Below are 23,262 nucleotides of genomic sequence, written 5' to 3' on the forward strand. Positions count from 1 at the left end.
AGAGCCGGATTATTGCAATAATCCGGACCGGACATTTCCAAATGTCCGGTCCGGCAGGACATGGATGACCAGCATGGAAGCGGATTACGTGATCGTCGGAGCCGGCAGCGCCGGCTGTACCATGGCCTATCGCCTGTCCGAGGCGGGGCGCAGCGTCATCGTCATCGAGCATGGCGGTACCGATGCCGGGCCGTTCATCCAGATGCCCGGCGCGCTGAGCTACCCGATGAACATGTCGCGCTACGATTGGGGCTACCGCTCCGAGCCCGAACCTCATTTGGGTGGCCGGCGCCTGGCGACCCCGCGCGGCAAGGTGATCGGTGGGTCGTCCTCGATCAACGGCATGGTCTATGTGCGTGGCCATGCGCGCGATTTCGATACCTGGTCCGAGATGGGAGCCACGGGCTGGGACTACGCCTCGGTCCTTCCCTATTTCAAGCGGATGGAGAACTGGCATGACGGCGGCCATGGGGGTGATCCTGCCCGCCGGGGGCATGACGGACCGCTCCATGTCACGCGCGGACCGCGCGACAACCCGCTGACCCGCGCCTTCGTCGAGGCCGGCGGGCAGGCGGGCTACCCGCTTACCGACGATTACAACGGCGAGAAGCAGGAAGGCTTCGGACCCATGGAGGCGACGATCTGGCAGGGGACCCGTTGGTCCGCCGCCAACGCCTATCTGCGCCCTGCGCTCAAGCGCGACAACTGCACGCTTCTGCGTGGTCTCGCGCATCGCGTGGTGATCGAGGAAGGCCGCGCGACGGGCGTGGAGATCAGTCGCGGATCGAAGATCGAAGTGATCCGGGCGCGTGCCGAGGTGATCATCGCGGCCTCGTCGATCAACTCACCCAAGCTGCTGATGCTGTCGGGCATCGGCCCGGCCGCGCATCTGTCCGAGCACGGCATCGAGGTCGTGGCCGATCGCCCGGGCGTCGGCCGTAACCTGCAGGACCATCTTGAGATGTATATCCAGATGGCCGCGACGCAGCCTGTCTCGCTGTTCAGCCACTGGAACCTCTGGGGCAAGGGCAAGGTTGGCACGCAATGGATGCTGACGCGCTCGGGTCTCGGCGCCTCGAACCAGTTCGAGAGCGCGGGCTTCATCCGCTCGCGCGCGGGCGTCGAATATCCCGACATCCAGTATCACTTCCTGCCCATGGCGGTGCGCTACGACGGGCAGGCGGCCGCCGAAGGGCATGGATTTCAGGCCCATGTCGGCCCGATGCGTTCGGATTCGCGTGGGCAGGTGACCTTGGCATCCGCCGATCCCGCCGAGGCGCCGAAGATCCTGTTCAACTACATGTCGACCGAGAAGGACTGGGAGGACTTCAGGATCTGCATCCGCCTGACCCGCGAGATCTTCGGTCAGCGCGCCTTCGCACCCTATCGCGGTCACGAGATCCTGCCGGGGGAAGATGTCCAGACCGACGAGCAGCTGAACGACGCGATCCGCGAACATGTCGAAAGCGCCTATCACCCCTGCGGCACCTGCCGGATGGGCGCGGCAGAGGATGCGAATGCGGTGGTCGACCCCGAATGCCGGGTGATCGGGGTCGAGGGCCTGCGCGTAGCCGACAGTTCGATCTTTCCGCGTATCACGAACGGCAACCTCAACGCCCCTTCGATCATGGTGGGAGAAAAGGCATCGGACCACATCCTCGGCCGTAGCCTCGCCGCTTTGGACGAAAAGCCGTGGATCCACCCCGCATGGCGTGTGGCGCAACGGTGAGTCTCGCCTGAAGTACGAAGATCCTAAATTAAAGTTAACGAAACACTTGCCGGAGGCCTCGAAAGCGCCGAGATCTCCGGTATGGCCTGTTTCGCGATCCTCGCCCTGCTCGGGCTGTGCTCGATCGAGCCTGCTCCTTCTACCGGTCCTGCGGGACGCGTCGCCGTAATTGACGGCGACACGATTGATGTGGGCGACGCGCGGGTGCGGCTGCACGGCGTCGATGCGCCAGAGAACGCGCAGAGCTGCGGCACCGGGACAGGGGCGCAATGGGCTTGCGGTGATTGGGTCACGCAGGAAGCCTCGCTGCGCTTTGCAGGCCGCGAGGCGGTCTGCGAGACAGTCGATATAGATCGGTACGAGCGCATCGTCGCGCGCTGCGTGGTGGATGGCGCCGATATCGGCGAAACGCTGGTCTCAGAGGGACTGGCCCTCGCCTATGTCGAATATTCCGACGCCTATGTGCAAAGCGAGGCCGCCGCGCGGCAGGCAGGGCGGGGCATCTGGCGCGGTGAGGTCGAAGCGCCATGGGACTGGCGGCGTGCCAAGCGCGAGGGCCAAGCGGCCTCCGTGCCTGCGCAGGAGCGTGTCGAGGCCGGCGGATGCGCCATTAAGGGCAACGTCTCAAGCCGGGGCCGCATCTACCACATGCCGGGCGATCCGCTTTATGGACGTACCAGGATCGACACCAGCGCGGGCGAGCGCTGGTTCTGCGACGAGAGCGAGGCCCGCCGCGCAGGCTGGCGTCCTGCTGGAAGCTAACCGGTCTTGGCCTTAAGCCGGCTCGCCACTCGTGACTGGAGCCCGATTAGTTTGGAGCAGGAGCGAGAAGCGTTGTCCGGGATGATGCAGGGCAGGGACCATCCGGCCATGCCGCCTCTCATCTCGCGCCACTGGGCCGCGGGAATGCGCTGCACGGGATGGCGCGGCGGCGCGTGGCGGGCTATCAGCCGGTCTGCCGCACCCGACGCGGCGCAGCCCGAGGACTTGACTGACATGGAAAAGCATCGCGGATTTCCCGGCCGGCTGCCCGGCACCGATTTCCAGTTCACCATCCGCCGCGCCGCCAAGGAGGGTCCGACCAAGATCATCCGCCGCGAGCGCTTTCGCGACCGCCGTCCGCCCGATCGCCGCGCCGACGAGGGCTTCATGGCTGCGCTTTGGGCGCATTTCGGCGAGGAGCCTTTCGTGCGTGGCAATCTTGACGCCGGGCGGCTGAGCTGGCTCTTCGGCCGCGAGGTGGTACCCGCCGAGGACCCCTTCGACCCGCAGGATTACGACGCGCTGCTGCGCATCGACGTGGCGCAGGCGCGGCGCTCCTTTCCGGACGTGTTCGGCGAGAGCGGTGACGAGGACGAGGTCGAAGACGAGGATTGGTAGAGGCCCAGCAAACGGGGCCCCGAAGAAAATCTCCCCACGAGGTGGCGGGTTGTCGCCCATGCCTTGGCTCAGGACCCGAACGCACCCCGAGCCGCGTCGGTCTCACTTGCACAGGCCTCTGCGAAGTGGCAGTGACGTCTTCATCTGGGGCACAACCATTCATTTTCGGAGACCAAGAATGGCATCCATGTTCAAACTCTTCGGCGCGCTCGGCGTCGCCGCTACCCTCGCTGCCTGTGGCGCGACCCCCGGCGAGCGTGCCGCCACCGGTGCGCTGGCTGGCGCTGCCGCTGCCGAACTGACCGGCGAAGACGCCGTGACCGGCGCGCTGGTCGGCGGTGCGATCGGCGGCATCGCGCCGTGCGTGACCAACCCGAACGCGGCCGGCTGCTACTAAGCGGACCGCGCCTTCCGGCCTTGGCCGGGGGCGAATGATCTTCAGGGCCGCCGGGGGAAACCTCGGCGGTTCTTTTTCATCTTGGGATCGAGAAAATGCCGGTGGGCATTCCGCGCCGCTGATATCTATCACGATGCCGACAAAAGGCTATCTTACCGGCTTCCACGTCCATACGAAGGAAAGCCGAGGCCGCGGCTCGAGCATTCCGCTTCGAATCGGGTATGGTTCGGGTGAACCGCCATTGCCCCGTAAGAGCCTAGGCAACTGGCTGGTCTTGTCCCAGTGATACTACCGCGTCTCCAGTACCTGAGCGCCCGCCCCGCCCACGGGGCGGTTGGCGTCGCGGATCTCCTGCTGGCGCAGCGGCAGCTTGTCGATCGCATGGATCAACTCGCGTCCCGTGAAAGGGGCGGGCTTGCGTTGCGCGATGCGCCCGTCCTTGCCGATCAGGATCACCGCAAAGCCACGCGGGCGCAGCGCTCGGCGGATCGGGCTGCGCGCCTCGGGAGCAGTGTCGATCAGGACGATCACGTCGCGCGCCGCCAGTTCGTCGATCCGCTCCGCCAGAAAGCCCATCTGCCGCTCGAACTGCGGATCGCCCGGCCCGTCGGCGAAGACGATGATGGGGCGGGCGCGAAATTCGAAATCCTCCAGCTCCGCTTCGCCCACCGGGTAGGCCGCGCGCGGCTCTTCCTGCCAGCGCTCCAGAAGCTCCGGCGCCTCCTGCGCTGCGGCGAGGGGGGCGGCCCAAAGTAGGGCGAGGAGCGCGAGCAGGGAATGAAACTGTGTCATGCTCTCAACATAGGCGCGAATGTCGCTCACGCGAAGGGTGCTGCGACAAACGGTGCGGGGTGGGGCGCAACGTCTCGTTTCGGGATCGGAAAGAAAGACCGTGTCCCATCGAGATTGCCGTACCGCAGGGGGCGCGTACTCGGCCGAGAAGAAGGAAGATCGCCCGCTTCAGCGTTAGGCATGACCCGCTGGTGCACTTTCGACATAGCGGCCATAGCACCGAACGTTTCCGTGTGGCGAGCAAGGTTGGCCATGTTGGAACTGGGCTGGCTTGATCAGGGAGGCGGCACCTCCCCATGCAGCACCATGTCCATCGGTTGGCATCCCCGGTCGGGAGGCAAGACACGCGCCTGCGACCCAGAGGTCCCTTGCGGCGCCCGGCGGGACGCGACATCACAGGGTCCGACGTCACCCGCCCTTCGGAGCCCTGCGAGATGATCCGCCCCGCCACGCCAGACGATGCGCCCGCCCTTTCCGCCATCTGGAATCGGGTGATCCGCGAAACCACTTCGATCTTCAACGCGACCGAGCGCAGCGAGGCCGAGATCGCCGAAATTACCCTGTCCGGCGATCCCTTCTTCGTCTGGGACGAGAGTGGGGTGAAAGGCATGGCCCGCTGGTTTCCGTTTCGCGGCACGGACGGCTACCGTCATACCGTCGAGCACACGATCCTGCTCGCCCCGGGCCTGCAGGGGCGCGGCGTCGGTCAGGCGATGATGCAGCGGCTGTTCGAGACCGCCCGGGAGGCGGACAAGCATGTCATGGTGGCCTGCGTCACGGCGGAAAACACGGCCGGCATCGCCTTCCACGAACGCATGGGCTTCGTGCGCACCGGCACCATGCCCGAGGTAGGGCGCAAGTTCGGCCGCTGGCTCGATCTAGCGATCCTGCAAAAACGACTCTGACAATGCCGCAACGCGGCGCTAAGGTGGCCTAATGTCGATCTGGACCCGCATAGCCGAGATCATCGCCGCGTTGAGGCAGGGCGAGAGCCTCGCCTCGATCTTCGACCGGCTGCGCACGCCACCCGAACGCTCGGTGGCCTTTGCCATCGCGGTGATCGCTCTGGGCGCGAAGATGGCCAAAGCCGACGGTCAGGTGACTCGCGGCGAGGTCGCGGCTTTCCGCGAGGTCTTTACGATCCCCCCCGAGGAGGAAGCCAATGCCGCGCGGGTGTTCAACATGGCGCGCACCGACGTGGCGGGATTCGAGGATTACGCCCGCAAGATCGCCGCGATGTTCGGGGGCGAGAAGGGGCCGCTTTGCGACCTGATGGAGGGACTGTTCCACATCGCGCTCGCGGATGGTGACTACCACCCGGCGGAGAACGCCTTCCTCAAACGCGTCGCCGAGATCTTCGAGATCGATGCGCGGGCCTTCGCGCGGCTGCGCGCGCGATTCGTGCCGGATTGCGAGCCCGATCCGTGGGACGTTCTCGGCGTGACGCCCGACGAAGGGCGCGACGCCGCCCGCAGCGCCTGGCGGGCCATCGTGCGCGAGACCCATCCCGACCGGCTCGCCGCGCGGGGCTTGCCAGAGGAGGCGATGAAGCTGGCCGAAAGCCGGCTGATCGCCGCCAACCGCGCTTGGGAACGGATCGAGGCGGGGCAGGGCCATGCCATGGCGCCGGGCGGCGAGGGGAACCGCGCCTGATGCGATTGGCGACGTGGAACGTCGCCTGGTTCGACCGGCTGTTCGATGATGCGGGCGTGATGCTGCATGACGAGGGCGACTCGGCCCGTCACGGCATCACCCGGGCGCAGCAACTCGACGGAATCGCCGTCGTGATGCAGGCGCTCGATGCCGATGGGATCGTGGTGGTCGAGGCTCCCGATACAGGCGGCAAGCGCAGCGGCGTCCGTGCCCTCGAAGGATTTGCGGCCAGGGCGGGGCTCAGGGCGCGGGAAGCGCTAATCGGCTTTCACAGCCATACCCAGCAGGAGATCGCCTTTCTCCACGATCCCGAACGCATTCGGGCCCGTCACGATCCCCGGGAGAGTGCCCGCGCGCCGCGCTTCGACCTCAAGGCAGGCCATGCCGAAACGCGGATCAGCTGGTCGAAACCGCCGCTCGAGTTGGCGATCGAGGCCGAGGGCGTCGCGCTACGCCTTATCGGGGTACATGCCAAGTCCAAGGCCCCCCATGGCGCGCAGAACCCCGGCGACCTGCGGCGCATCGCCATCGAAAACCGCCGCAAGCAACTCGCCCAATGCGGCTGGTTGAGGGCGCGCGTCGAAGATCACCTCGAGGCGGGCGACAGCCTCGTGGTGATGGGGGATTTCAATGACGGTCCCGGTCTCGATGCGCAAGAGCGGCTATTCGGACGCTCCGGGGTCGAGATCGTGCTGGGGGAGGGCGAACCACCCGAGCGGCGGCTCCACGATCCGCATGCCCAGCTGGCCCTGTCGCAGCCCATCGCGGCGCAGCCCGCCACCGCACGTTTCGCCGTGCCGCCCGACTGGCGCATCCTCTCGGCGCTTCTCGACTACGCGATGGTGTCACCCGACCTGATGGGCTGGGCGCCGCGCTGGCGCATATGGCACCCTTTCGACGACCCGGCGATCTATGCCGATACCGAATTGCGTGAGGCGCTGCTCGCGGCCTCGGACCATTTTCCCGTCACGCTCGACCTCGATCCGACTGGAAACACCCCGGCCGCCGACTAGCTTCAGCGACATGAAACACGCATTCCATGCCGCCCTCGTCGCCGCGCTGTTCGCCGGTCCCGTCTCCGCGCAGGTGGAGGAAGCCCCCGCCGAGGATGAGGGCTTCAGCCTGATGCAGGAAGGCGCGGAGTTGTTCTTTCGCGGAATCATGGGCGAGATGGAGCCCGCCATCGAGGATTTCCGGGCCTTCGCGGAGATGGCCGAGCCGCATCTCAGGTCGCTGCTGTCGGAGATGGGCCCGGCCCTGATGCAGGTGCTCGACCGGATCGACGACATCGCCAATTACGAGGCACCCGAAATCCTCGAGAACGGCGACATCATCATCCGCCGCAAGCGCGAGGCGCCCGAGTTCACCCCAGATCCCGATGCACCGGAAATTGAGATCTGAGCTCTCGCCTCCGGGTGACATCGCCGCTTAACCTCTCTCGAAGCATCGAGGAGAGGCCCATGAACCAGAAGGAGGGCGGCCCCTGCGCCGCCGTTTTTGATCTTGATGGCACGCTGATCGACAGCGCGCCGGACATGGCCTCCGCCGTGAACCGTGCCTTCGTGACGCATGGGCTGGACGCGACCGATCCAGCGGTCGTGGCCGGCCTCATCGGCAATGGTGCGCACCGCTTGGTGGCGGACCTGCTGGCAAGACAGCGGATTCCTGCGGCGCCTTCGGATATCGAGGCTCTCACCGATGCCTATCTGCGTTGCTATGCCGAAGCGCCCGTGGTCTCGACCACGATCTACCCGTATGTGGCACAGGATCTGGCAGCGCTGAAGGCGGCGGGTTGGCGCCTTGGCATCTGTACCAACAAGCCGCAGGCCCTGACGCATGCCGTGCTCGCCGGGCTCGGGATCGACCACCTATTCGACGCCGTGCGGGGCGCCGATGCCGTGCCGACGCGCAAGCCCGATCCCGGCCATCTGCGCGCGGTGATCGAGGCGCTGGGCGTCCATCGGGCGGTCTATGTCGGTGATACGGAGGTTGACGAAGCGACGGCCCGGGCCGCGGGTGTGCCGTTTCGTGGCGTCGGCTGGGCCGCGCCGGGGCGGCTTTCGATGCCCGAAGCCGAGCGGCTCGCCCGGCTCTCTGAGCTTCTGACCTAGTCGCGGATACGGACCTCGCCAGTGGCGTCGAGCGCCGAGGCGAGCGATTTGAACCGTTGCTCGGCCACCTCGCCGAAGAGAGACTTCGCGCGCGGATCGAGATCGAGCGTCAGCGTTCGGTCCACCGCGTTCCAGGCGAGATTGCCCGGCACCGTTTCGGCGCCGAGCCAGAGCATCGCACCCAGCCGCATGGCACGACCCAGCACCTCGGCCTCGCGCTGATCCTCGTCAGGGACGAGCGTGAACATCTGGCTGTAATGCACGCCCTCGCGCTTGTTGGAATAGCGGTGCATCAGGGCGAGACCCAAGAATACGCGTTCGGAATGCTTGAGCCCGCCGAGATTGGCCCGGGTCGCGTTGTCGAAGCAGACCTGCGGCCGGTAATCCGGATGCGCGCGCCAGCTCACGTCATGCAACAGGCAGGCGGCCTTGATGATCCGCTTGCGCTGCCAGTCGGCATGCGGAAACAGCGGCCGGACGAAGTCGAACAGGATCGGCCCGAAGCCCGGCATTCGCGCATCCTTGGCCTCGGCGAAGCGGCAGGCCTCGATCAAGGGATCGCGGTCGCGCAGGGCAGGGGGCATCTGCTCGTAGAGCATGCCTTCGCGAATGCCATAGGAAGAGATCGTGATGTCCTTGGGCTGGAACACCTGCACCAGCCGGTCAAGCACCCGGATCGCCAGCGGCACCAACGCCATCCGGTCGGAAGAGACACCGGCGCGACCACGCAGGTCGTCGGGGTCTTCCTTCTCGATGTATTTGCGGGTCTCGGCCACGGACTCGGTGCTCATGCGGTATTCATGCAGCACGGTGAGCGGGTAATCGCGCCGCGTCATGTCGCAGCGCGCGATGGCGCGCCAAGAGCCGCCGACGAGGAACAGCCGCATGCCGGTCTCGCCGTCCATCTCCTCGTGGATCTGCTCGATCGTGCTCTTGATATAGGCTTCGAGGCCCTTCTCGCCGCCCTTGACCTCCTTGAGCTTCAAAGGACCCAGCGCCGAGGTGAGACGGCGGCCAACCTTGCCCTCCGCGATATCGGCAAGCTCCATGGACGAGCCGCCGATGTCGCAGACCATGCCGTAGGAACCGGGCCAGCCCAGAAGCACACCCTGCGCCGACAGACGAGCTTCCTCGTCACCCTCGATCACGTGGATCTCGATTCCGGTTTCGCGCAGCACCTGCTCGCAGAATTCCGGACCGTCCTCGGCCTCGCGGACCGCGGCGGTGGCGACGGCAGTGAGCGGCGTGATGTTCATGCCCTCGGCGAGGGTGGCAAAGCGCTTGAGCGCGTTCAGCGCGCGCTCGCGGCCGCGCGGGCTCAACTTGCCGGTCTCCGAGAGGCCCTCGCCCAGGGCGCACATGATCTTCTCGTTGTAGAAATAGGCGGGGCTGCGCGCCGCGCCGTCGAACACCACGAGCCGGACCGAGTTCGACCCTACATCGACCACGCCGACCCGGCTCAGCGCGCGGCTTTCGGGATCATCGAAAAGCGGTCGACCGAAAGGCCCCCAGTCGCCGCGCTGCGCGTCGCTCTGTTCGTTCATGAAGCCCCCATGATCCTGCCGCAGCATGTGGCCCGGCCTTGCGCGGTGTCAACGTTCCGCATCGGGCGCGGTCTTAACCGCATGACCGGCCGGGGCAAAGGAAAAATGCCCGGGTCATTGAATCCTCTACAAAAGAGAAGGCCGCGAGGCTCAATCGTGGGCGTGGGTCAGCTGCGGCACGTCGCCCGCGCCCGCGGTGCCGCGGCCCGACAGGGACGGGTTCTCCATGAAGAAGCGGTGGCAGGAAAAGGCGCGCCCATCCTCGGGCCAGTCGGCGCGGGAAAACCGTCCGTCGGACCCCATGACCCAGCTTTGCGCCACGTCGGCGAGATTGGCGGCCATGATCTGGTCGGTGATCTGTGCCTTCACGGTCGCGTTGGTAATTTCGACCAGGGTCTCGACCCGGCGATTGAGGTTGCGCCCCATCCAATCGGCCGAGGAGATGAAGACCCGCGCCTTCTTGGAGGGCAGGCCGCGGCCATTGCCGAAGCAGACGATGCGGCTGTGCTCGAGGAAGCGGCCGACGATGGATTTCACCCGGATGTTCTCGGACAGCCCCTCGATGCCCGGGCGCAGGCCGCAGATGCCACGGATGACCAGAGAGATCTTCACGCCCGCCCGGCTCGCCTCGTAAAGCGCGTCGATCACCTCGGCTTCGACAAGCGAGTTCATCTTGGCCCAGATCTCGGCCGGACGCCCCGCGCGGGCATGCTCGGCCTCCGCCGCGATCATCTCCAAGAGACGGGATTTCAGCGTCAGCGGCGAGATGGCGAGGTTTTCGAGGCCCAGCGGCTCGGCCGAACCGCCGATGAAATTGAAGACCTTGGTCGCGTCGCGGCCCAGCGCCGCGTCGCAGGTGAAAAAGGACAGGTCGGTGTAGATCCGCGCCGTGATCGGGTGGTAGTTGCCGGTGCCGAAATGCGTGTAGGTGACGAGGCTGTCGCCCTCGCGCCGGACCACCGTGCTGATCTTGGCATGGGTCTTGTACTGGGTGAAGCCGTAGACGACATGGGCGCCCGCCCGTTCCAGCCGGCGCGACTGGCGGATGTTGGCAGCCTCGTCGAAGCGGGCCTTCAGCTCGACCAGCGCGGTCACCGATTTGCCCTCCTCGGCCGCCTCGCACAGCGCCTCAACGATCGGGGAGTTGCGCGAGGTGCGGTAGAGCGTCTGCTTGATCGCCACCACGTCCGGATCGGTCGCCGCCTGCTGAAGGAAGCGGTTGACCATGTCGAAGGTCTCGTAGGGGTGGTGCAGCAGCATGTCCTTCTGGCGGATCGCCGCGAACATGTCGCCGTCATGATCCTGCACCCGCTCGGGCACGCGCGGGGTGAAGGGGGGCCACAGAAGGTCGGGGCGGGCGTCGGTGACAAGCTCCTTGAGATTGCCGATGCCGATCAGCCCCTCGACCTCCATCACCTCGGCGTCGCGGATATGCAGCTCTTCCATGATGGTGGCCTTGAGCGCGGGCGGCGCCCCGGCGGAGAGCTTCATCCGCACCACCTCGCCGCGGCGGCGGCGCTTGAGCGCCACCTCGAATTCGCGCACGAGATCCTCGGCCTCCTCCTCGACCTCGAGATCGCTGTCGCGCAGCACCCGGAAGGTGCAGTGCCCCTTCATCCGGTAGCCCGGGAACAGCTGGTCGAGATTGAGTAGCAGCAGTTCCTCCAGCGGCAGAAAGCGCTGGCCTTCTTCCGAGGGCAGCTGCACGAAGCGATCGATCTGGCCCGGAACCGGCAAGAGCGCGCGCAGCGGCTTCTTGTCGGAGGCCCGCTCCAGTGCCAGCGCCAGCGCGAGGCCTTCGTTCGGGATGAAGGGGAACGGATGCGCCGGGTCGATCGCCAGCGGCGAGAGCACCGGGAAGACACGGTTGAGGAAGGCGTCGGAGAGGTAGGCGAGGTCCTTCTTGGTGACGTCGGCGCGGCCCAGGATCGCGATGCCCTCGCGCGCCATCTCGTCGCAGAGCGTCTTGAAGATCTCCTGCTGGCGCGCCATCAGCGCCCGCGCCTCGCGGTCGATCTGCCGCAGCTGCTCGGCCGGGGTCAGACCGTCCATCGCCGGGGTGGTATTGCCCGCTTGCGCCAGCTCGCGCAGGCCGGCGACCCGCACGGTATAGAACTCGTCGAGATTGGTGGCCGAGATCGACAGGAAGCGCAGCCGCTCGAGCAGCGGCACGCGCGGATTCTCGGCCTCCTCCAGCACCCGGAAGTTGAAGCCAAGCCAGCTCAGCTCGCGATTGACGAAGCGCGGGGGCCCGGACAGGTCAGCGTCGAGCGCGATCGGTTCGGGGAACGCCGCGGCGAGGAAATCGGCCTGTGTCATGGGTGCTGTCTGGCGCATCTTCGCAACGTTGAGGTGAGGATCGCCCCCACTATCGCGCCCGCCCGCCCGGATTGTCCAGCGGCCCGCCTCAACCCCTGTCGAGGGCCCGGCGCGCGAGCGCCCGGCTCACCGGGCGGGCCTCGGCCAGCGCCATCCGGTCGAGCCGTGCCACCACCGCCGCGGCGCTGGCAAAGCTGCGCTCGATGCGGGCGGCGAGATAGGGGATCACATCGGCCATGGGCACCAGCTGCCTGTCGGCGAAGTGCTTGGCCAGCACCGCGCGCAGCAGCCGGTCGTCGGGGTCGTGGATCCGGGCGACCGCGGTGGCCTGCAGCCGCGACGCGAGATCGGGCAGGGCGATGCCGAGCCGCGCCGGCGGGCGGTCGGCCGTCAGGAGCAGACGCCCGCCCGAAGCCGCGAGCCGGTTGTGCAGGTGAAACAGCGTGACCTCGGCGGCGCGCGGCAGGCGTTGGATGTCCTCGACCACGATGGCTGCCCCGGGGGCTGGCGGCGGCAGGCTCGGGCCAAGATCCTGCGCCAGAAGGATCATCGCCTCGCTGGAGGCTTGCCAGACCCGCGCGAGGTGGCTCTTGCCCGATCCGGGCGGGCCGATCAGCGCCAGCTTGTCCTCGGGCCAGCCCATCGCGGTGACCATCTCATGCGCGGCGCGGTTCGCCTCGGACAGGATGAAGTCGTCAGGCCCCAGCGCCACCGCGAGCGGCAGGTCGAGACTCAGTTGCCACGCCATGCGCTCTCCGGCGGGGTCTGCTCGAGACGGGGCGGGGTGCCATGCGGCTCGGGGGGCGCGGCTGGCGGCGGCATCGCGGTGGGGCTGCCGCGATAGAGCGCGCTTTGCTGGTAGCGGGTGATGGCGAAGCGGGCGAAGACGCCGAGGCTTGCCGCGAAGGGGACGGCGACCAGCATGCCGACAAAGCCGAACAGCGCGCCGAACACGGCCAAGGCGAACAGCAGCCAGACCGGATGCAGCCCGACCGAACCGCCGACGAGGCGCGGCGTCAAGATGTTGCCCTCGATCATCTGGCCGGCGACGAAGATCCCCGCCACGGCGCCGATCCAGACCCAGTCGCCCCAGAACTGGAACAATGCGAGGCCGATGGCCAAGGCCCCGCCCAAGAGCGCGCCGACATAGGGAATGAAGGTGACGAGCCCGGCCAGCGCGCCCACCACGAGCCCGAAATTGAGCCCCACCAGCGCCAATGCCACAGCGTAATAGGTGCCGAGGATCAGGCACACCAGGCCCTGGCCACGTACGAAGGAGGCCAGCGTACGGTCGACCTCGCGGGCCAGCTGGCGGATCGTCGGCGCGTGCTCGCGCGGCAGAAGCTCGTCGATCCGCGCCACCATGCGGTCCCAGTCGACCAGCAGGTAGACCGCGACCACGGGCACCACGACGAACAGAACCAGCAAGTTGATGACGCCCATGGCCGAGGACAGCACGCTGTTGAGGATCTCGCCGCCGCGCGCCTGTACCGCCGCCCCGATGGCGTCGAGCTGGGTACGGATGGTCGAGCTTTCGTCCATCAACTCGGGAAACCGCGCGGCGAGCCCGTCGCGCAGGCCCGAGAACAGCTCGGGCGCGGTCTGCACGAGCTGCGTCGTCTGCCGGATCAGCGTCGGGATCAGCAGCAGCACGGCGGCCACGAAGATCAGCACCACGCCCAGCGCGATCACCGCCACCGCCATCGCCCTGCTGAGCCCCAGGCGCTCCAGCCGGTCGGCGACCGGGTCGAGCAGATAGGCCAGTGCGCCGCCAACGAGGAAGGGCAGGATGACGTCGCCGAGCAGCCAGAGCAGCGCGAAGGTCACGATCGCGATGACGGCCCAGATGCGCGCCTGCTGCTGGATCGGAAGTGCCACGGTATCGCTCCTTGCGCGGATGTCGCACCTATGTCGCCGCCGGGGCGCGGGCGCGCAAGCCTTTTGGACCGGTCCGATGGGCGCGCGGGCAGGGCGGGACTGCGCTTGTCAGGTGCCCGGCTCTCCCCTACAGGGGGATTCGTCCGCCCCGCCGCCGACCCGGCCCCTGAAAATAGGATCTCCCGATGCGCCTGACCCGCTATTTCCTGCCCGTGCTCAAGGAAACGCCCGCCGAGGCGCAGATCGTCAGCCATCGCTACATGCTGCGCGCGGGCCTGATCAAGCAGGCTGCCGTCGGCATCTATTCCTGGTTGCCGCTGGGTCTGAAGGTGCTGCGCAACATCGAGCGCATCGTCGACGAGGAACAGCAGAAGGCCGGGCATATCCCGCTGCTGATGCCGACCCTGCAATCGGCGGATCTATGGCGGGAATCCGGGCGCTACGAGGCCTATGGCGAGGAAATGCTGCGGATCAAGGATCGGCATGGCCGCGACCTGCTTTACGGCCCCACCAACGAGGAGATGATCACCGACATCTTCCGCAGCTACGTCTCGTCCTACCGCGACCTGCCCAAGACGCTGTACCACATCCAGTGGAAGTTCCGCGACGAGATGCGCCCGCGCTTCGGCGTGATGCGCGGCCGCGAGTTCCTGATGAAGGACGGCTACAATTTCGACGTCGACCGCGAGAGCGCTCTGGAGGCTTACGACCGCCACATGGTGAGCTACCTGCGCACCTATGAGAGGATGGGCCTGAAGGCGATCCCGATGCGCGCCGACAGCGGCCCGATCGGCGGCGAGAACACGCATGAGTTCCTAGTGCTGGCCGAGACCGGCGAGAGCGAGGTGTTCTACGACAGCGCGATCCTCGACCTGCAGCTCGCCGACCGCGTGGTGAACTACGAGGACCCGAACCAGCTCAAGGAGATCGTCTCCGAGTGGACGGCCCCCTATGCGCGCACCGACGAGACCCATGACCCGGCGCTGTTCAATGAGGTGCCCGAAGAGCGCCGTCGCTCCTCGCGCGGGATCGAGGTCGGCCAGATCTTCTATTTCGGCACCAAGTACTCCGAGGCGATGGGCGCGACCGTGACCAATGCCGAAGGTCAGCGTGTGCCGGTCGAAATGGGCTCTCACGGCATCGGCGTCAGCCGCCTGGTGGGTGCGATCATCGAAGCGAGCCATGACGAGAAGGGCATCATCTGGCCCGAAGGGGTGACCCCATTCCATGTCGGCATCGTCAACCTGCGTCAGGGCGACGCCGAGACCGACGCGGCCTGCGCGGGCATCTATGCCGGCCTGCAGGCGCTGGGCCTCGACCCGCTCTATGACGACCGCAACGAGCGCGCCGGTGCCAAGTTCGCCACGATGGACCTGATCGGCCTGCCATGGCGGATCACCGTCGGCCCGAAGGGGCTGAAGAACGGCGTGGTCGAACTGGTCTCGCGCCGTACCGGCGAAAGCGAGGAGCTGCCGCCCGAGCAAGCGGTGGAGAAGATCGCCCGGATCTACGCCTATATCTGAGGTTCAGCCCTCGTCCGGGTCGAGCACCACGGCGCCGCGCTTGCGGCCCGTGGCGACCCGGTCATAGGCCCGCGCGATATCCGACAGGGCATAGCGGCTGTCGATGACGGCGCGCAGATCGCCCGCCTCGACCAGCCGGGCGATCTCTTCCATGTCGGCGCGGCTTTCCTGCGCGACGCCGCCCTTTACGCGCCGGCCGCCGGCCCGGGGCAGGGGCGCGCGAAGCGCGTCCGACATGCCGCCACTGACCACCAGCAGCCGCCCCTTCGGCGCCAGCGCCCGGATCCGGTCCCGCATCGGCGCCCGGCCGATGGTGTCGAGGATCACGTCGAAGCGGTCCGGAATCGCAAAGGGCTCTTCGTCCTCGTCATGGGCGATCACCTCCCGCGCGCCGAGATCGCGCACGAGATCGGCATTGGCCGTCGAGCACACCGCCGTCACATGCGCGCCCATCGCGCGGCCGATCTGCACCGCCGCCGTGCCCACCGCGCCCGCGGCGCCGACGACGCAGAGCCGTTCGCCGGATCGCAGCCGCCCCTTGTCGCGCAGGAACTGCAACGCGGTGCTGGCGCCGAAGGGAAGGGCGGCCGCCTGCGCGTGGCTCAGCACATGCGGCTTGTGGACCACCGCCCCCGTTTCGGACAGCACCACCGCCTCGGCATGGGCGCCCATCTTCATGCCGGTGGAGCCGAACACCTCGTCATGCGGGGCGAAGCGGGTCACGCCTTCGCCCACAGCCTCGACGATGCCGGAAAATGCGGTGCCCAGCACCGGCTGGCGCGGGCCGCTCCAGCCGAAGGCCAGCCGCACCACGAGGCCGTAGCCCGCCGGCACGCTGAGCGAGCGGATGCGCCAGTCACCGGCGCTGACCGAGCCGGCGCAGAGCCTGACGCGGATTTCGCCCGGCCCCGGTTCGGGCAGCGCGCGTTCGACGATCTCAAGGTGTTCCGTGCCGCCATAGGCGCGGCAGATCACGGCGCGCATCGACGCTCCTCCCCAAATGCGGCCATGCTGCGCGGCGTCTGCGTCACGCCCATGACATCCCCCGGACCAAGCTGACCCGGCGCCGGCTCTCGCGTCAAGCGCCGACACCGTGGCGTGAGGCGGCAGCGTCGCGGCTTGACCCCGATCGCGCTCGCCCCCAAGGTCCGCGCGCATTTGACAGGACCCGCCCATGGCCAACCGCACCGCCCCGTTTTCCGCCTTCGAGTGGATGATCGCCTGGCGTTATATCCGCGCCCGCCGCGCCGAGGGCGGGGTCAGCGTCATGACCTGGATCAGCCTTGTCGGCATCACGCTGGCAGTCTTCGCGCTGATCGCGACGCTGTCGGTGCGCGCGGGCTTCCGCGAGGAGTTCATCGACACGATCCTCGGCGCCAACGCCCATGTCACCGTCTATCAGGACAGCGTCATCGAGGGCACCGACATTACCCGCCGGGTAATCGAGGATTACGAGGACCTTTCGGAGCGGCTCATGCAGATCGACGGCGTCACCCGCGCCGCCCCGGTGGTGCGCGGGCAGGTGATGGCGAGCTTCGAGGCGAGCAATGCGGGCGTCGAGGTCTACGGCATCCGGGCCGAGGACCTCGCCTCGCTGCCGCGCATCGCCGATCCCGAGACCGGCATCGGCGACATCGCCCGCTTCGGGGAGGGGATCGCGCTGGGCTCGGGCGTGGCGCGCGAGCTTGGCGTGGTGATCGGCGACAAGGTGCGGATCATCTCGCCCAACGGTGCGCAGACCCCGATGGGACAGAGCCCGCGCGTCTCGGCCTACGAGGTGACCTACATCTTCACCGCCGGGCGCTACGACATCGACCGCACACGGGCCTACCTGCCACTGTCGGAGGCGCAGCTCTTCTTCAACCGCGACGGCGTGGCGGGCGAGATCGAGGTAATGGTCGAGGATCCCGACAACGTGCAGGAGCTTCTGCCCGAGATCCTCGATGTGGCGGGACCGACCGCGTTCCTGTGGACCTGGCGCGACAGCGCGGGCGCGTTCCTGCGCGCGCTTACGGTCGAGGACAACGTGATGTTCGTGATCCTGTCGATCCTCGTGCTGATCGCGTCGATGAACATCATCTCCGGCCTGATCATGCTGGTGAAGAACAAGGGCCGCGATATCGGCATCCTGCGCACCATGGGGCTGACCGAGGGCTCGGTGCTGCGGGTGTTCTTCATCTGCGGTGCGGGCATCGGCACCATCGGCACGCTGCTGGGCGTGATCCTCGGTTGCGCCTTCGCGATCTGGATCGACCCGATCTTCGCGGCGGTGAACTACTTCTCCGGCGGCGGCGTCTGGGACCCGTCGATCCGCGGCATCTATGCATTGCCCGCCAAGTTGGAGTTGGGCGACGTGATCTCCGCGGTGGCCCTTTCGCTGACCCTGTCATGGGTCATCACGCTGTTTCCCGCCCGCCGCGCGGCGCGGATGAACCCGGTCGAGGCGCTGCGCTATGAGTGAACCGATCCTGAAGCTCTCGGGGCTCACCAAGACCTACAACAAGGGCAAGCCCTCGGAGGTGCAGGTGCTGCGCGGCGCGGATCTGGAAATCCGGCCCGGCGAGGTGGTGGCGCTGGTCGCGCCTTCGGGCGCGGGCAAGTCGACGCTGTTGCACATCGCGGGGCTTCTCGACACGCCCGATGCGGGCCATGTCGCCATCGGCGGGCAGGAGATGGCCAAGCTGTCGGATCGCCGCCGCACGCAGGTACGCCGCGCCGATGTCGGCTTCATCTACCAGTTCCACCACCTGCTGCCCGAGTTCTCAGCGCTGGAGAACATCACCCTGCCGCAGCTGGCCGCCGGCACGCCGCGCCGCGAGGCCGAGACCCGGGCGCGTGAGCTTCTGGAGCAGGTCGGCGTCGGCCCCCGCGCCGATCACCGTCCGGCGGCGCTGTCGGGGGGAGAGCAGCAGCGGGTGGCCTTCTGCCGCGCGCTCGCCAACGCGCCGCGGCTGCTGCTGGCTGACGAGCCCACTGGCAACCTGGACCCCGACACGTCCGACCGGGTGTTCGATGCGCTGATGGCGCTGGTCCGGGGAACGGGACTTTCGGCGCTGATCGCGACGCACAATCTGGAGCTGGCCGCGCGGATGGATCGGGTGGTCCGGATGGATCACGGGGTGGTGGCGTAGCCTTATTTTGACATGGCATTCGGCTACAGAGCCAGCAACCTTGACGATAGCGTCGTCGATGGGTGATCTATTTCTGGAGGTAAATAGGAACTATCCATGATCATAAATGACGATGCCTATCAGCGCGCCCAGCGGGCTATTGCTGACCTTAAATCCGCGGTCTGGTCAGTGCTTGTCAACGGTCCAACAGAGGGCCTTCGAAACTCTGATATCGGTCGCGCCTTGGGCATCTATTTCGGGCATGTCGAGCATCAGGGACACGTATCTCGTTCTGTGCTTGCTCTCATGCAGGCGGATGGGACCGTAAAGCAGGATCCGGCAACCAAGAGATGGCAGATCCGGTCCCATCCGGAGAGTTGATCCCTAGACGTCCAGCTCTTCTACGAACCGCGCATTCTCTTGGATGTACTGGAACCGTAGCTCCGGCTTCTTGCCCATCAGCCGCTCCACGAGGTCGGCTGTCTCGCCCGGCTCCTCGTCGTTGATCGACACCCGGATCAGCTTGCGCGAGCCGGGGTCCATGGTCGTCTCCTTGAGGTCCTTGGCGTCCATCTCGCCCAGACCCTTGAAGCGCTGCACGTCGATCTTGCCTTTGCCGCCAAGGCCCTTCTGCATCATCCGCTCCTTCTCCGCGTCGTCGGCGACGTAGAGGCGCTTGGCCCCTTGGGTCAGCCGATAGAGGGGCGGACAGGCGAGATACAGGTGGCCGTGGTCGATCATCGGCCGCATCTGGCTGAAGAAGAAGGTCATCAGGAGCGCCGCGATATGCGCGCCGTCGACATCGGCGTCGGTCATGATGATGACCTTCTCATAGCGCAGATCGTCGACGTTGAACTTGGTGCCGAGGCCGACGCCCAGCGCTTGGGTCAGGTCGTTGATCTCCTGGTTCGAGCCAAGCTTCGAGGAGGCCGCGCCGAGCACGTTGAGGATCTTGCCCCGAAGCGGCAGCAGCGCCTGCGTCTTGCGGTCGCGGGCCATCTTGGCGGAGCCGCCCGCCGAGTCCCCCTCGACGATGAAGAGCTCGGTCCCCTCGCGCGCATTGGTCGAGCAGTCGACCAGCTTGCCCGGCAGCCGCAGTTTCTTGGTCGCGGTCTTGCGGGCGGTCTCCTTTTCCTGCTTGCGCCGGAGCCGTTCCTCGGCGCGCAGCACAAGGAAGTCGAGGATCGCGCCCGCCGACTTGGTGTCCGAGGCGAGCCAGTTGTCGAAATGGTCGCGGACCGAGTTCTCGACGAGGCGCTGCGCCTCGGTGGTGGCGAGACGGTCCTTGGTCTGGCCCACGAATTCCGGCTCGCGGATGAAGCACGAGACAAGCGCGCAGCCGCCCGTGGTCAGGTCCTCGCGGGTAATCTGGCCGGCCTTCTTGTTGTTGACGAGCTCGCCATAGGCGCGGATGCCCTTGAGGATCGCGGCCCAGAAGCCGGACTCATGTGTGCCGCCCTCGGGGGTCGGCACGGTGTTGCAGTAGGACTGGGTGAAGCCGTCGCGCGACGGCGTCCAGTTCACCGCCCATTCGACCTTTCCGGGCACGTTGAATTTCTCGGAAAACTCGACCGTGCCTGCGAAGGGCTTGTCGGCATAGGTCGAGGACTTGCCCAGCGTTTCGGCGAGGTAGTCGGCGAGGCCGCCGGGGAAGTGGAAGCTGGCCTCGCGCGGGGTTTCGCCGTCGTCGATCTCGCTTTTCCAGCGGATCTCGACGCCGGAGAAGAGATAGGCCTTAGAGCGTACCATCTTCAGCAGCCGCGCCGGCTTGAAGCGGTGGTGGCCGAAGATCTCCTCGTCGGCGTGGAAGGTCACGGTGGTGCCGCGCCGGTTCGGGGCGGCGCCGATCTTGGCTACCGGCCCCTGCGGCACGCCGCGCGAGAAGCTCTGCTCGTAGAGCTCGCGGTTGCGCGCGACCTGCACGACCATGCTGTCGGACAGCGCGTTGACCACCGAGGCCCCGACGCCGTGCAGACCGCCGGAGGTCTGGTAGGCCTTGCCCGAGAACTTGCCGCCCGCGTGCAGCGTGCAGAGGATCACTTCCAGCGCCGATTTGCCCGGGAACTTGGGGTGCGGGTCGATCGGGATGCCGCGACCGTTGTCGCGGATGACGACGGAGTAGTCGGCCAGAAGCTCGACCTCGATCCGGTTGGCGTAGCCGGCGACGGCCTCGTCCATGGAGTTGTCGAGCACCTCGGCCACGAGGTGGTGCAGCGCCCGTTCGTCGGTGCCGCCGATATACATGCCGGGCCGCTTGCGGACCGGCTCCAGCCCCTCGAGGACTTCGATGGAGGAGGCGTCGTAGGCGGGCTCGGCGCCGGAGAGGAGATCGTCGGGCATGGGCACTGCTCTTGTTCTGGGGTGCCGGCCATATAACCCGGAGGCGGGGCCGGGGGCAACGGTACGGCGCAGCCGGCAGGTTCACATTTTGTCCCGTGGCGCGACGAAGCCACGCCTGCGGCGGCTTTGCCCATCGAATACGCGTTGCCCGCTGGGAGGCCGCCCGCCAGGGGCGGGCGGCCGTCGCTCATTCGCCTTGGGCGAGGGTTTCAAAGCGCAGGCCCCTAGCCGTGCGCTCGGGAAAGCCCGCCCAGTAGCTGTCGGCCTCGTTCGGCGTGCCGTCTTCGGCCCGATCCCAGACCGCGTCGGCGCTGTCGGGCACGAGGTCGAGATACCGGGCCTTTTCCGCCTCGCCCTTGAGGTGCAGGTCGAGGAAGGCGGTCACGAAATGCTGGGTCACGTTGTTCATCCGCACCGTGTCCCAGACCGGATCGGCGTAATGGTCGAAGGGGGCGTAGCCGAGGCTTTCCGAGACGGCCCAGCTTTCCTCCGGCGCGGGCATCGGTGCGGCGGCGTTGTGGTTGGCGTTGTCGAAGGTCAGCAGATGCCGCTCGGTGCCGACCGTCTCATCGAAGATCGAACGGATCGCGTCATAGCCCGACACGTCGTCCACCCCGCCCGCGATGAGCATCAGCGGCGTCTCGATCGCCCCGAGCCCCTCCGCGTTCCAAGCGTCGCGGTTGCGGCCCCAAGGGCCGATGGCGACCACGGCCTTGACCCGGTCGTCGGGTAGATCGGCCATGGTGTCAGCGCCCATCGCGTTGATTTCCAAAAGCTCCTGCGGCGGTGCATAGCGCGAGGCCCGGAAATCCTCGGTGAGCCCAGCGCCGGAGAAGATCAGCGCGCCGTAGCCTCCCATCGAGTAGCCGATGACCGCCGCGGTGTCGCCGTCGGTGATGGCGCCGATCGGATCGTCGAGCTCGGCCATGCGCGCCAGCACGAAGGCTTGGTCGCGGGGCCGGTTCACCAGCGTCGAGCCGAAGGCCCCCATGTCGTCATAGGTCGAATCCGGATGGTCGATCGAGGCTACGACATAGCCCTTGGTGGCGATGTTCTCGGCGAGGTGGCTCATGAGAAAGCGGTTGCCGGGATAGCCATGCGAGACGAGGACCAGCGGGAAATCGCCCTCCATCGCCGGATCGGCATCGCGCGCGGCGCGGCCCGCCAGCTGCACCTCGGTCATGCCATCGCGCAGCAGCGCCGTGTAGCTGCCGCCCGGCTCGGTGCCCTCGGCCGCCGGGTACCAGATCTCGACGGTGATTTCGCGGTCATAGGTTTCGACGCCGTCTTCGGTCGCACGCGCCACGTCAGGCACGCCCTCTCTCGTGAAGCTCATCGTGGTGACGCCGACGACATGATCGCCATGGGCGGCGAGTTCGGGCGCATCGGGCCGCACGAGGTCGATGCGGTTCTGCGCCGTCGCGGGCACAGCCAGCAGCGCCGCCGAGGCGGCCAGCAGGAACTTGGTCATTCTCTCTCCTCCGGGTTGCGCCGGAATGGGGCCATACTATGAACAGAGGAGCAAGACGCGAGGGAGGACACCATGCGCATCCTGTTCACCGGCGGCGCCGGCAAGGCCGGCCGCCACGCCATTCCCTATCTGCTGGAGCGCGGCCACCGCGTCACCAATCTCGATCTCGTGCCGCTCGATCATCCGGGCGTCGACAACCTGATCTGCGACCTTACCGATGCCGGGCAGGTCTTCAATGCGGCCCATGCCTATGCCGGCTTCGACGAGTTGGAGCCGGGGACGGGCGTGCCGCGCTACGACGCGATCGTGCATTTCGCCGCCGTGCCGCGGATCCTGCTCAGACCCGACAACGAGACCTACCGCGTAAACGTGATGAGCACCTACAACGTGCTGGATGCGGCAGCGAAGCTCGGCATCCGCAAAGTGGTCTTCGCCTCGTCCGAGACGACCTACGGCGTCTGCTTCCACGACGGCGAGGTGAAGCCCGCCTATCTGCCGGTGGACGAGGAGCACCCAACCGTGCCGCAGGACAGCTACGCCATGTCGAAGGTGGTGAACGAGGCGACGGCAAGGAGCTTTCAGGCCCGCACCGGTTTCGACATCTATGGGCTGCGGATCAACAACGTGATCGAGCCGCATGAATATGCAGAGAAGTTCCCGGCCTACATGCAGGAGCCCGCACTCCGTCGGCGCAATATCTTCGCCTATATCGACGCTCGCGATCTCGGCCAGATGGTCGAGCGCTGCCTGAGGACCGATGGGCTCGGCTTCGAGGTCTTCAACGTCTCGAACGACGATCTGTCGGTGGGCTTGAGCAATGCCGAGGTGCGGGCGCAATTCTATGAGGGCGTGGAGGTTAGACGCGACATGGGCGAGACCGAGACCTTCTATGCCAACGACAAGGCCAAGCGGATGCTGGGCTTCGCGCCTGTCCATTCGTGGCGCGAGGTGCTCGGGGGCTGAACCCGCCCGAGGCGTCACCGGTACAATCCCGAACTGGACGCGAACGGCGGGG

At 67.0% G+C, this 23,262-nt stretch carries 22 protein-coding genes; 14 read left to right on the forward strand and 8 right to left on the reverse strand.

The window, feature by feature from the left end; translation table 11 throughout:
- The first annotated feature begins 73 nt into the window (after positions 1 to 73).
- From betA to LOS8367_RS00665, 4 genes are all read left to right on the forward strand, one after another.
- The gene (gene betA / locus LOS8367_RS00650; protein ID WP_085894885.1) at positions 74 to 1,729 is read left to right on the forward strand and encodes a choline dehydrogenase; all 1,656 of its coding nucleotides are present in this window, start codon (positions 74 to 76) and stop codon (positions 1,727 to 1,729) included.
- An 81-nt stretch (positions 1,730 to 1,810) separates the two neighbouring features.
- The gene (locus LOS8367_RS00655; protein ID WP_085894517.1) at positions 1,811 to 2,491 is read left to right on the forward strand and encodes a thermonuclease family protein; all 681 of its coding nucleotides are present in this window, start codon (positions 1,811 to 1,813) and stop codon (positions 2,489 to 2,491) included.
- A gap of 234 nt (positions 2,492 to 2,725) precedes the next feature.
- The gene (locus LOS8367_RS00660; protein ID WP_085894518.1) at positions 2,726 to 3,109 is read left to right on the forward strand and encodes a hypothetical protein; all 384 of its coding nucleotides are present in this window, start codon (positions 2,726 to 2,728) and stop codon (positions 3,107 to 3,109) included.
- Between the two features lie 187 nt (positions 3,110 to 3,296).
- Positions 3,297 to 3,506: a hypothetical protein gene (locus tag LOS8367_RS00665; RefSeq protein ID WP_106535020.1), complete on the forward strand. Its 210-nt coding sequence runs from the start codon at positions 3,297 to 3,299 to the stop codon at positions 3,504 to 3,506.
- Positions 3,507 to 3,794: 288 nt separating this feature from the next.
- Here LOS8367_RS00665 and LOS8367_RS00670 read toward each other — a convergent pair whose 3' ends face one another.
- Positions 3,795 to 4,298: a DUF4174 domain-containing protein gene (locus LOS8367_RS00670; RefSeq protein WP_085894520.1), complete on the reverse strand. Its 504-nt coding sequence runs from the start codon at positions 4,296 to 4,298 to the stop codon at positions 3,795 to 3,797.
- A 434-nt stretch (positions 4,299 to 4,732) separates the two neighbouring features.
- On the opposite strand from LOS8367_RS00670, the gene LOS8367_RS00675 reads away from it, so the two are divergent.
- From LOS8367_RS00675 to LOS8367_RS00695, 5 genes are read left to right on the forward strand one after another with little or no spacing between them, the layout of a single operon-like run.
- Positions 4,733 to 5,203 carry a GNAT family N-acetyltransferase gene (locus LOS8367_RS00675; protein WP_085894886.1) on the forward strand — a complete coding sequence of 157 codons (471 nt, stop codon included), beginning with the start codon at positions 4,733 to 4,735 and terminating at the stop codon, positions 5,201 to 5,203.
- 31 nt (positions 5,204 to 5,234) lie between these two features.
- On the forward strand, positions 5,235 to 5,951 hold the full coding sequence (locus tag LOS8367_RS00680; RefSeq protein WP_085894521.1) for a molecular chaperone DjiA: 717 nt from the start codon (positions 5,235 to 5,237) through the stop codon (positions 5,949 to 5,951).
- Positions 5,951 to 6,964 carry an endonuclease/exonuclease/phosphatase family protein gene (locus LOS8367_RS00685; RefSeq protein ID WP_085894522.1) on the forward strand — a complete coding sequence of 338 codons (1,014 nt, stop codon included), beginning with the start codon at positions 5,951 to 5,953 and terminating at the stop codon, positions 6,962 to 6,964. The genes LOS8367_RS00680 and LOS8367_RS00685 overlap by 1 nt, the downstream gene beginning before the upstream one ends.
- A 10-nt stretch (positions 6,965 to 6,974) precedes the next feature.
- Positions 6,975 to 7,352 (forward strand): hypothetical protein, encoded by a 378-nt coding sequence (locus tag LOS8367_RS00690; RefSeq protein WP_085894523.1) that lies wholly within the window; start codon positions 6,975 to 6,977, stop codon positions 7,350 to 7,352.
- A gap of 59 nt (positions 7,353 to 7,411) precedes the next feature.
- Positions 7,412 to 8,062, forward strand: coding sequence for an HAD-IA family hydrolase (locus LOS8367_RS00695; protein WP_085894524.1), 651 nt, complete (start codon positions 7,412 to 7,414; stop codon positions 8,060 to 8,062).
- Here LOS8367_RS00695 and LOS8367_RS00700 read toward each other — a convergent pair.
- The 4 genes from LOS8367_RS00700 to LOS8367_RS00715 all read right to left on the reverse strand — a co-directional run bounded on the left by LOS8367_RS00700 (position 8,059) and on the right by LOS8367_RS00715 (position 13,803).
- Positions 8,059 to 9,606 carry a Ppx/GppA family phosphatase gene (locus tag LOS8367_RS00700; protein WP_085894887.1) on the reverse strand — a complete coding sequence of 516 codons (1,548 nt, stop codon included), beginning with the start codon at positions 9,604 to 9,606 and terminating at the stop codon, positions 8,059 to 8,061. The two genes, LOS8367_RS00695 and LOS8367_RS00700, sit on opposite strands and share 4 nt — an antisense overlap.
- Positions 9,607 to 9,756: 150 nt before the next feature.
- Positions 9,757 to 11,925, reverse strand: a complete 2,169-nt coding sequence (locus tag LOS8367_RS00705) for an RNA degradosome polyphosphate kinase (protein ID WP_085894525.1) — start codon at positions 11,923 to 11,925, stop codon at positions 9,757 to 9,759.
- A gap of 88 nt (positions 11,926 to 12,013) precedes the next feature.
- The gene (locus LOS8367_RS00710; protein ID WP_085894526.1) at positions 12,014 to 12,673 is read right to left on the reverse strand and encodes a P-loop NTPase family protein; all 660 of its coding nucleotides are present in this window, start codon (positions 12,671 to 12,673) and stop codon (positions 12,014 to 12,016) included.
- Positions 12,658 to 13,803: an AI-2E family transporter gene (locus LOS8367_RS00715; protein WP_085894527.1), complete on the reverse strand. Its 1,146-nt coding sequence runs from the start codon at positions 13,801 to 13,803 to the stop codon at positions 12,658 to 12,660. The genes LOS8367_RS00710 and LOS8367_RS00715 overlap by 16 nt, the downstream gene beginning before the upstream one ends.
- Before the next feature lie 185 nt (positions 13,804 to 13,988).
- On the opposite strand from LOS8367_RS00715, the gene proS reads away from it, so the two are divergent.
- Positions 13,989 to 15,326 (forward strand): proline--tRNA ligase, encoded by a 1,338-nt coding sequence (gene proS / locus LOS8367_RS00720; protein ID WP_085894528.1) that lies wholly within the window; start codon positions 13,989 to 13,991, stop codon positions 15,324 to 15,326.
- 3 nt (positions 15,327 to 15,329) lie between these two features.
- Here proS and LOS8367_RS00725 read toward each other — a convergent pair whose 3' ends face one another.
- A complete protein-coding gene (locus tag LOS8367_RS00725) occupies positions 15,330 to 16,310 on the reverse strand; it encodes an NAD(P)-dependent alcohol dehydrogenase (RefSeq protein ID WP_165761359.1) in 981 nt (326 codons plus the stop codon).
- A 190-nt stretch (positions 16,311 to 16,500) separates the two neighbouring features.
- Here LOS8367_RS00725 and LOS8367_RS00730 point away from each other — a divergent pair, with 190 nt between their 5' ends.
- From LOS8367_RS00730 to LOS8367_RS18775, 3 genes are all read left to right on the forward strand, one after another.
- Entirely contained in the window at positions 16,501 to 17,787 is a 1,287-nt protein-coding gene (locus LOS8367_RS00730; RefSeq protein ID WP_085894530.1) for a lipoprotein-releasing ABC transporter permease subunit, read from the forward strand.
- Complete coding sequence (locus LOS8367_RS00735) at positions 17,780 to 18,457, forward strand: ABC transporter ATP-binding protein (protein ID WP_085894531.1); 678 nt, start codon at positions 17,780 to 17,782, stop codon at positions 18,455 to 18,457. The genes LOS8367_RS00730 and LOS8367_RS00735 overlap by 8 nt, the downstream gene beginning before the upstream one ends.
- A 96-nt stretch (positions 18,458 to 18,553) precedes the next feature.
- On the forward strand, positions 18,554 to 18,817 hold the full coding sequence (locus LOS8367_RS18775) for a hypothetical protein (RefSeq protein ID WP_133056274.1): 264 nt from the start codon (positions 18,554 to 18,556) through the stop codon (positions 18,815 to 18,817).
- 3 nt (positions 18,818 to 18,820) lie between these two features.
- On the opposite strand, the gene parE is transcribed toward LOS8367_RS18775, so the two are convergent.
- Positions 18,821 to 20,776: a DNA topoisomerase IV subunit B gene (gene parE / locus LOS8367_RS00740; RefSeq protein WP_085894532.1), complete on the reverse strand. Its 1,956-nt coding sequence runs from the start codon at positions 20,774 to 20,776 to the stop codon at positions 18,821 to 18,823.
- A gap of 187 nt (positions 20,777 to 20,963) precedes the next feature.
- Positions 20,964 to 22,247 carry an alpha/beta hydrolase family protein gene (locus LOS8367_RS00745; protein WP_085894533.1) on the reverse strand — a complete coding sequence of 428 codons (1,284 nt, stop codon included), beginning with the start codon at positions 22,245 to 22,247 and terminating at the stop codon, positions 20,964 to 20,966.
- Between the two features lie 72 nt (positions 22,248 to 22,319).
- On the opposite strand from LOS8367_RS00745, the gene LOS8367_RS00750 reads away from it, so the two are divergent.
- Positions 22,320 to 23,210, forward strand: a complete 891-nt coding sequence (locus LOS8367_RS00750) for an NAD-dependent epimerase/dehydratase family protein (protein WP_085894534.1) — start codon at positions 22,320 to 22,322, stop codon at positions 23,208 to 23,210.
- Positions 23,211 to 23,262: the final 52 nt, after the last annotated feature.

The organism is Limimaricola soesokkakensis (genome assembly GCF_900172345.1).
Taxonomy (GTDB): domain Bacteria; phylum Pseudomonadota; class Alphaproteobacteria; order Rhodobacterales; family Rhodobacteraceae; genus Limimaricola; species Limimaricola soesokkakensis.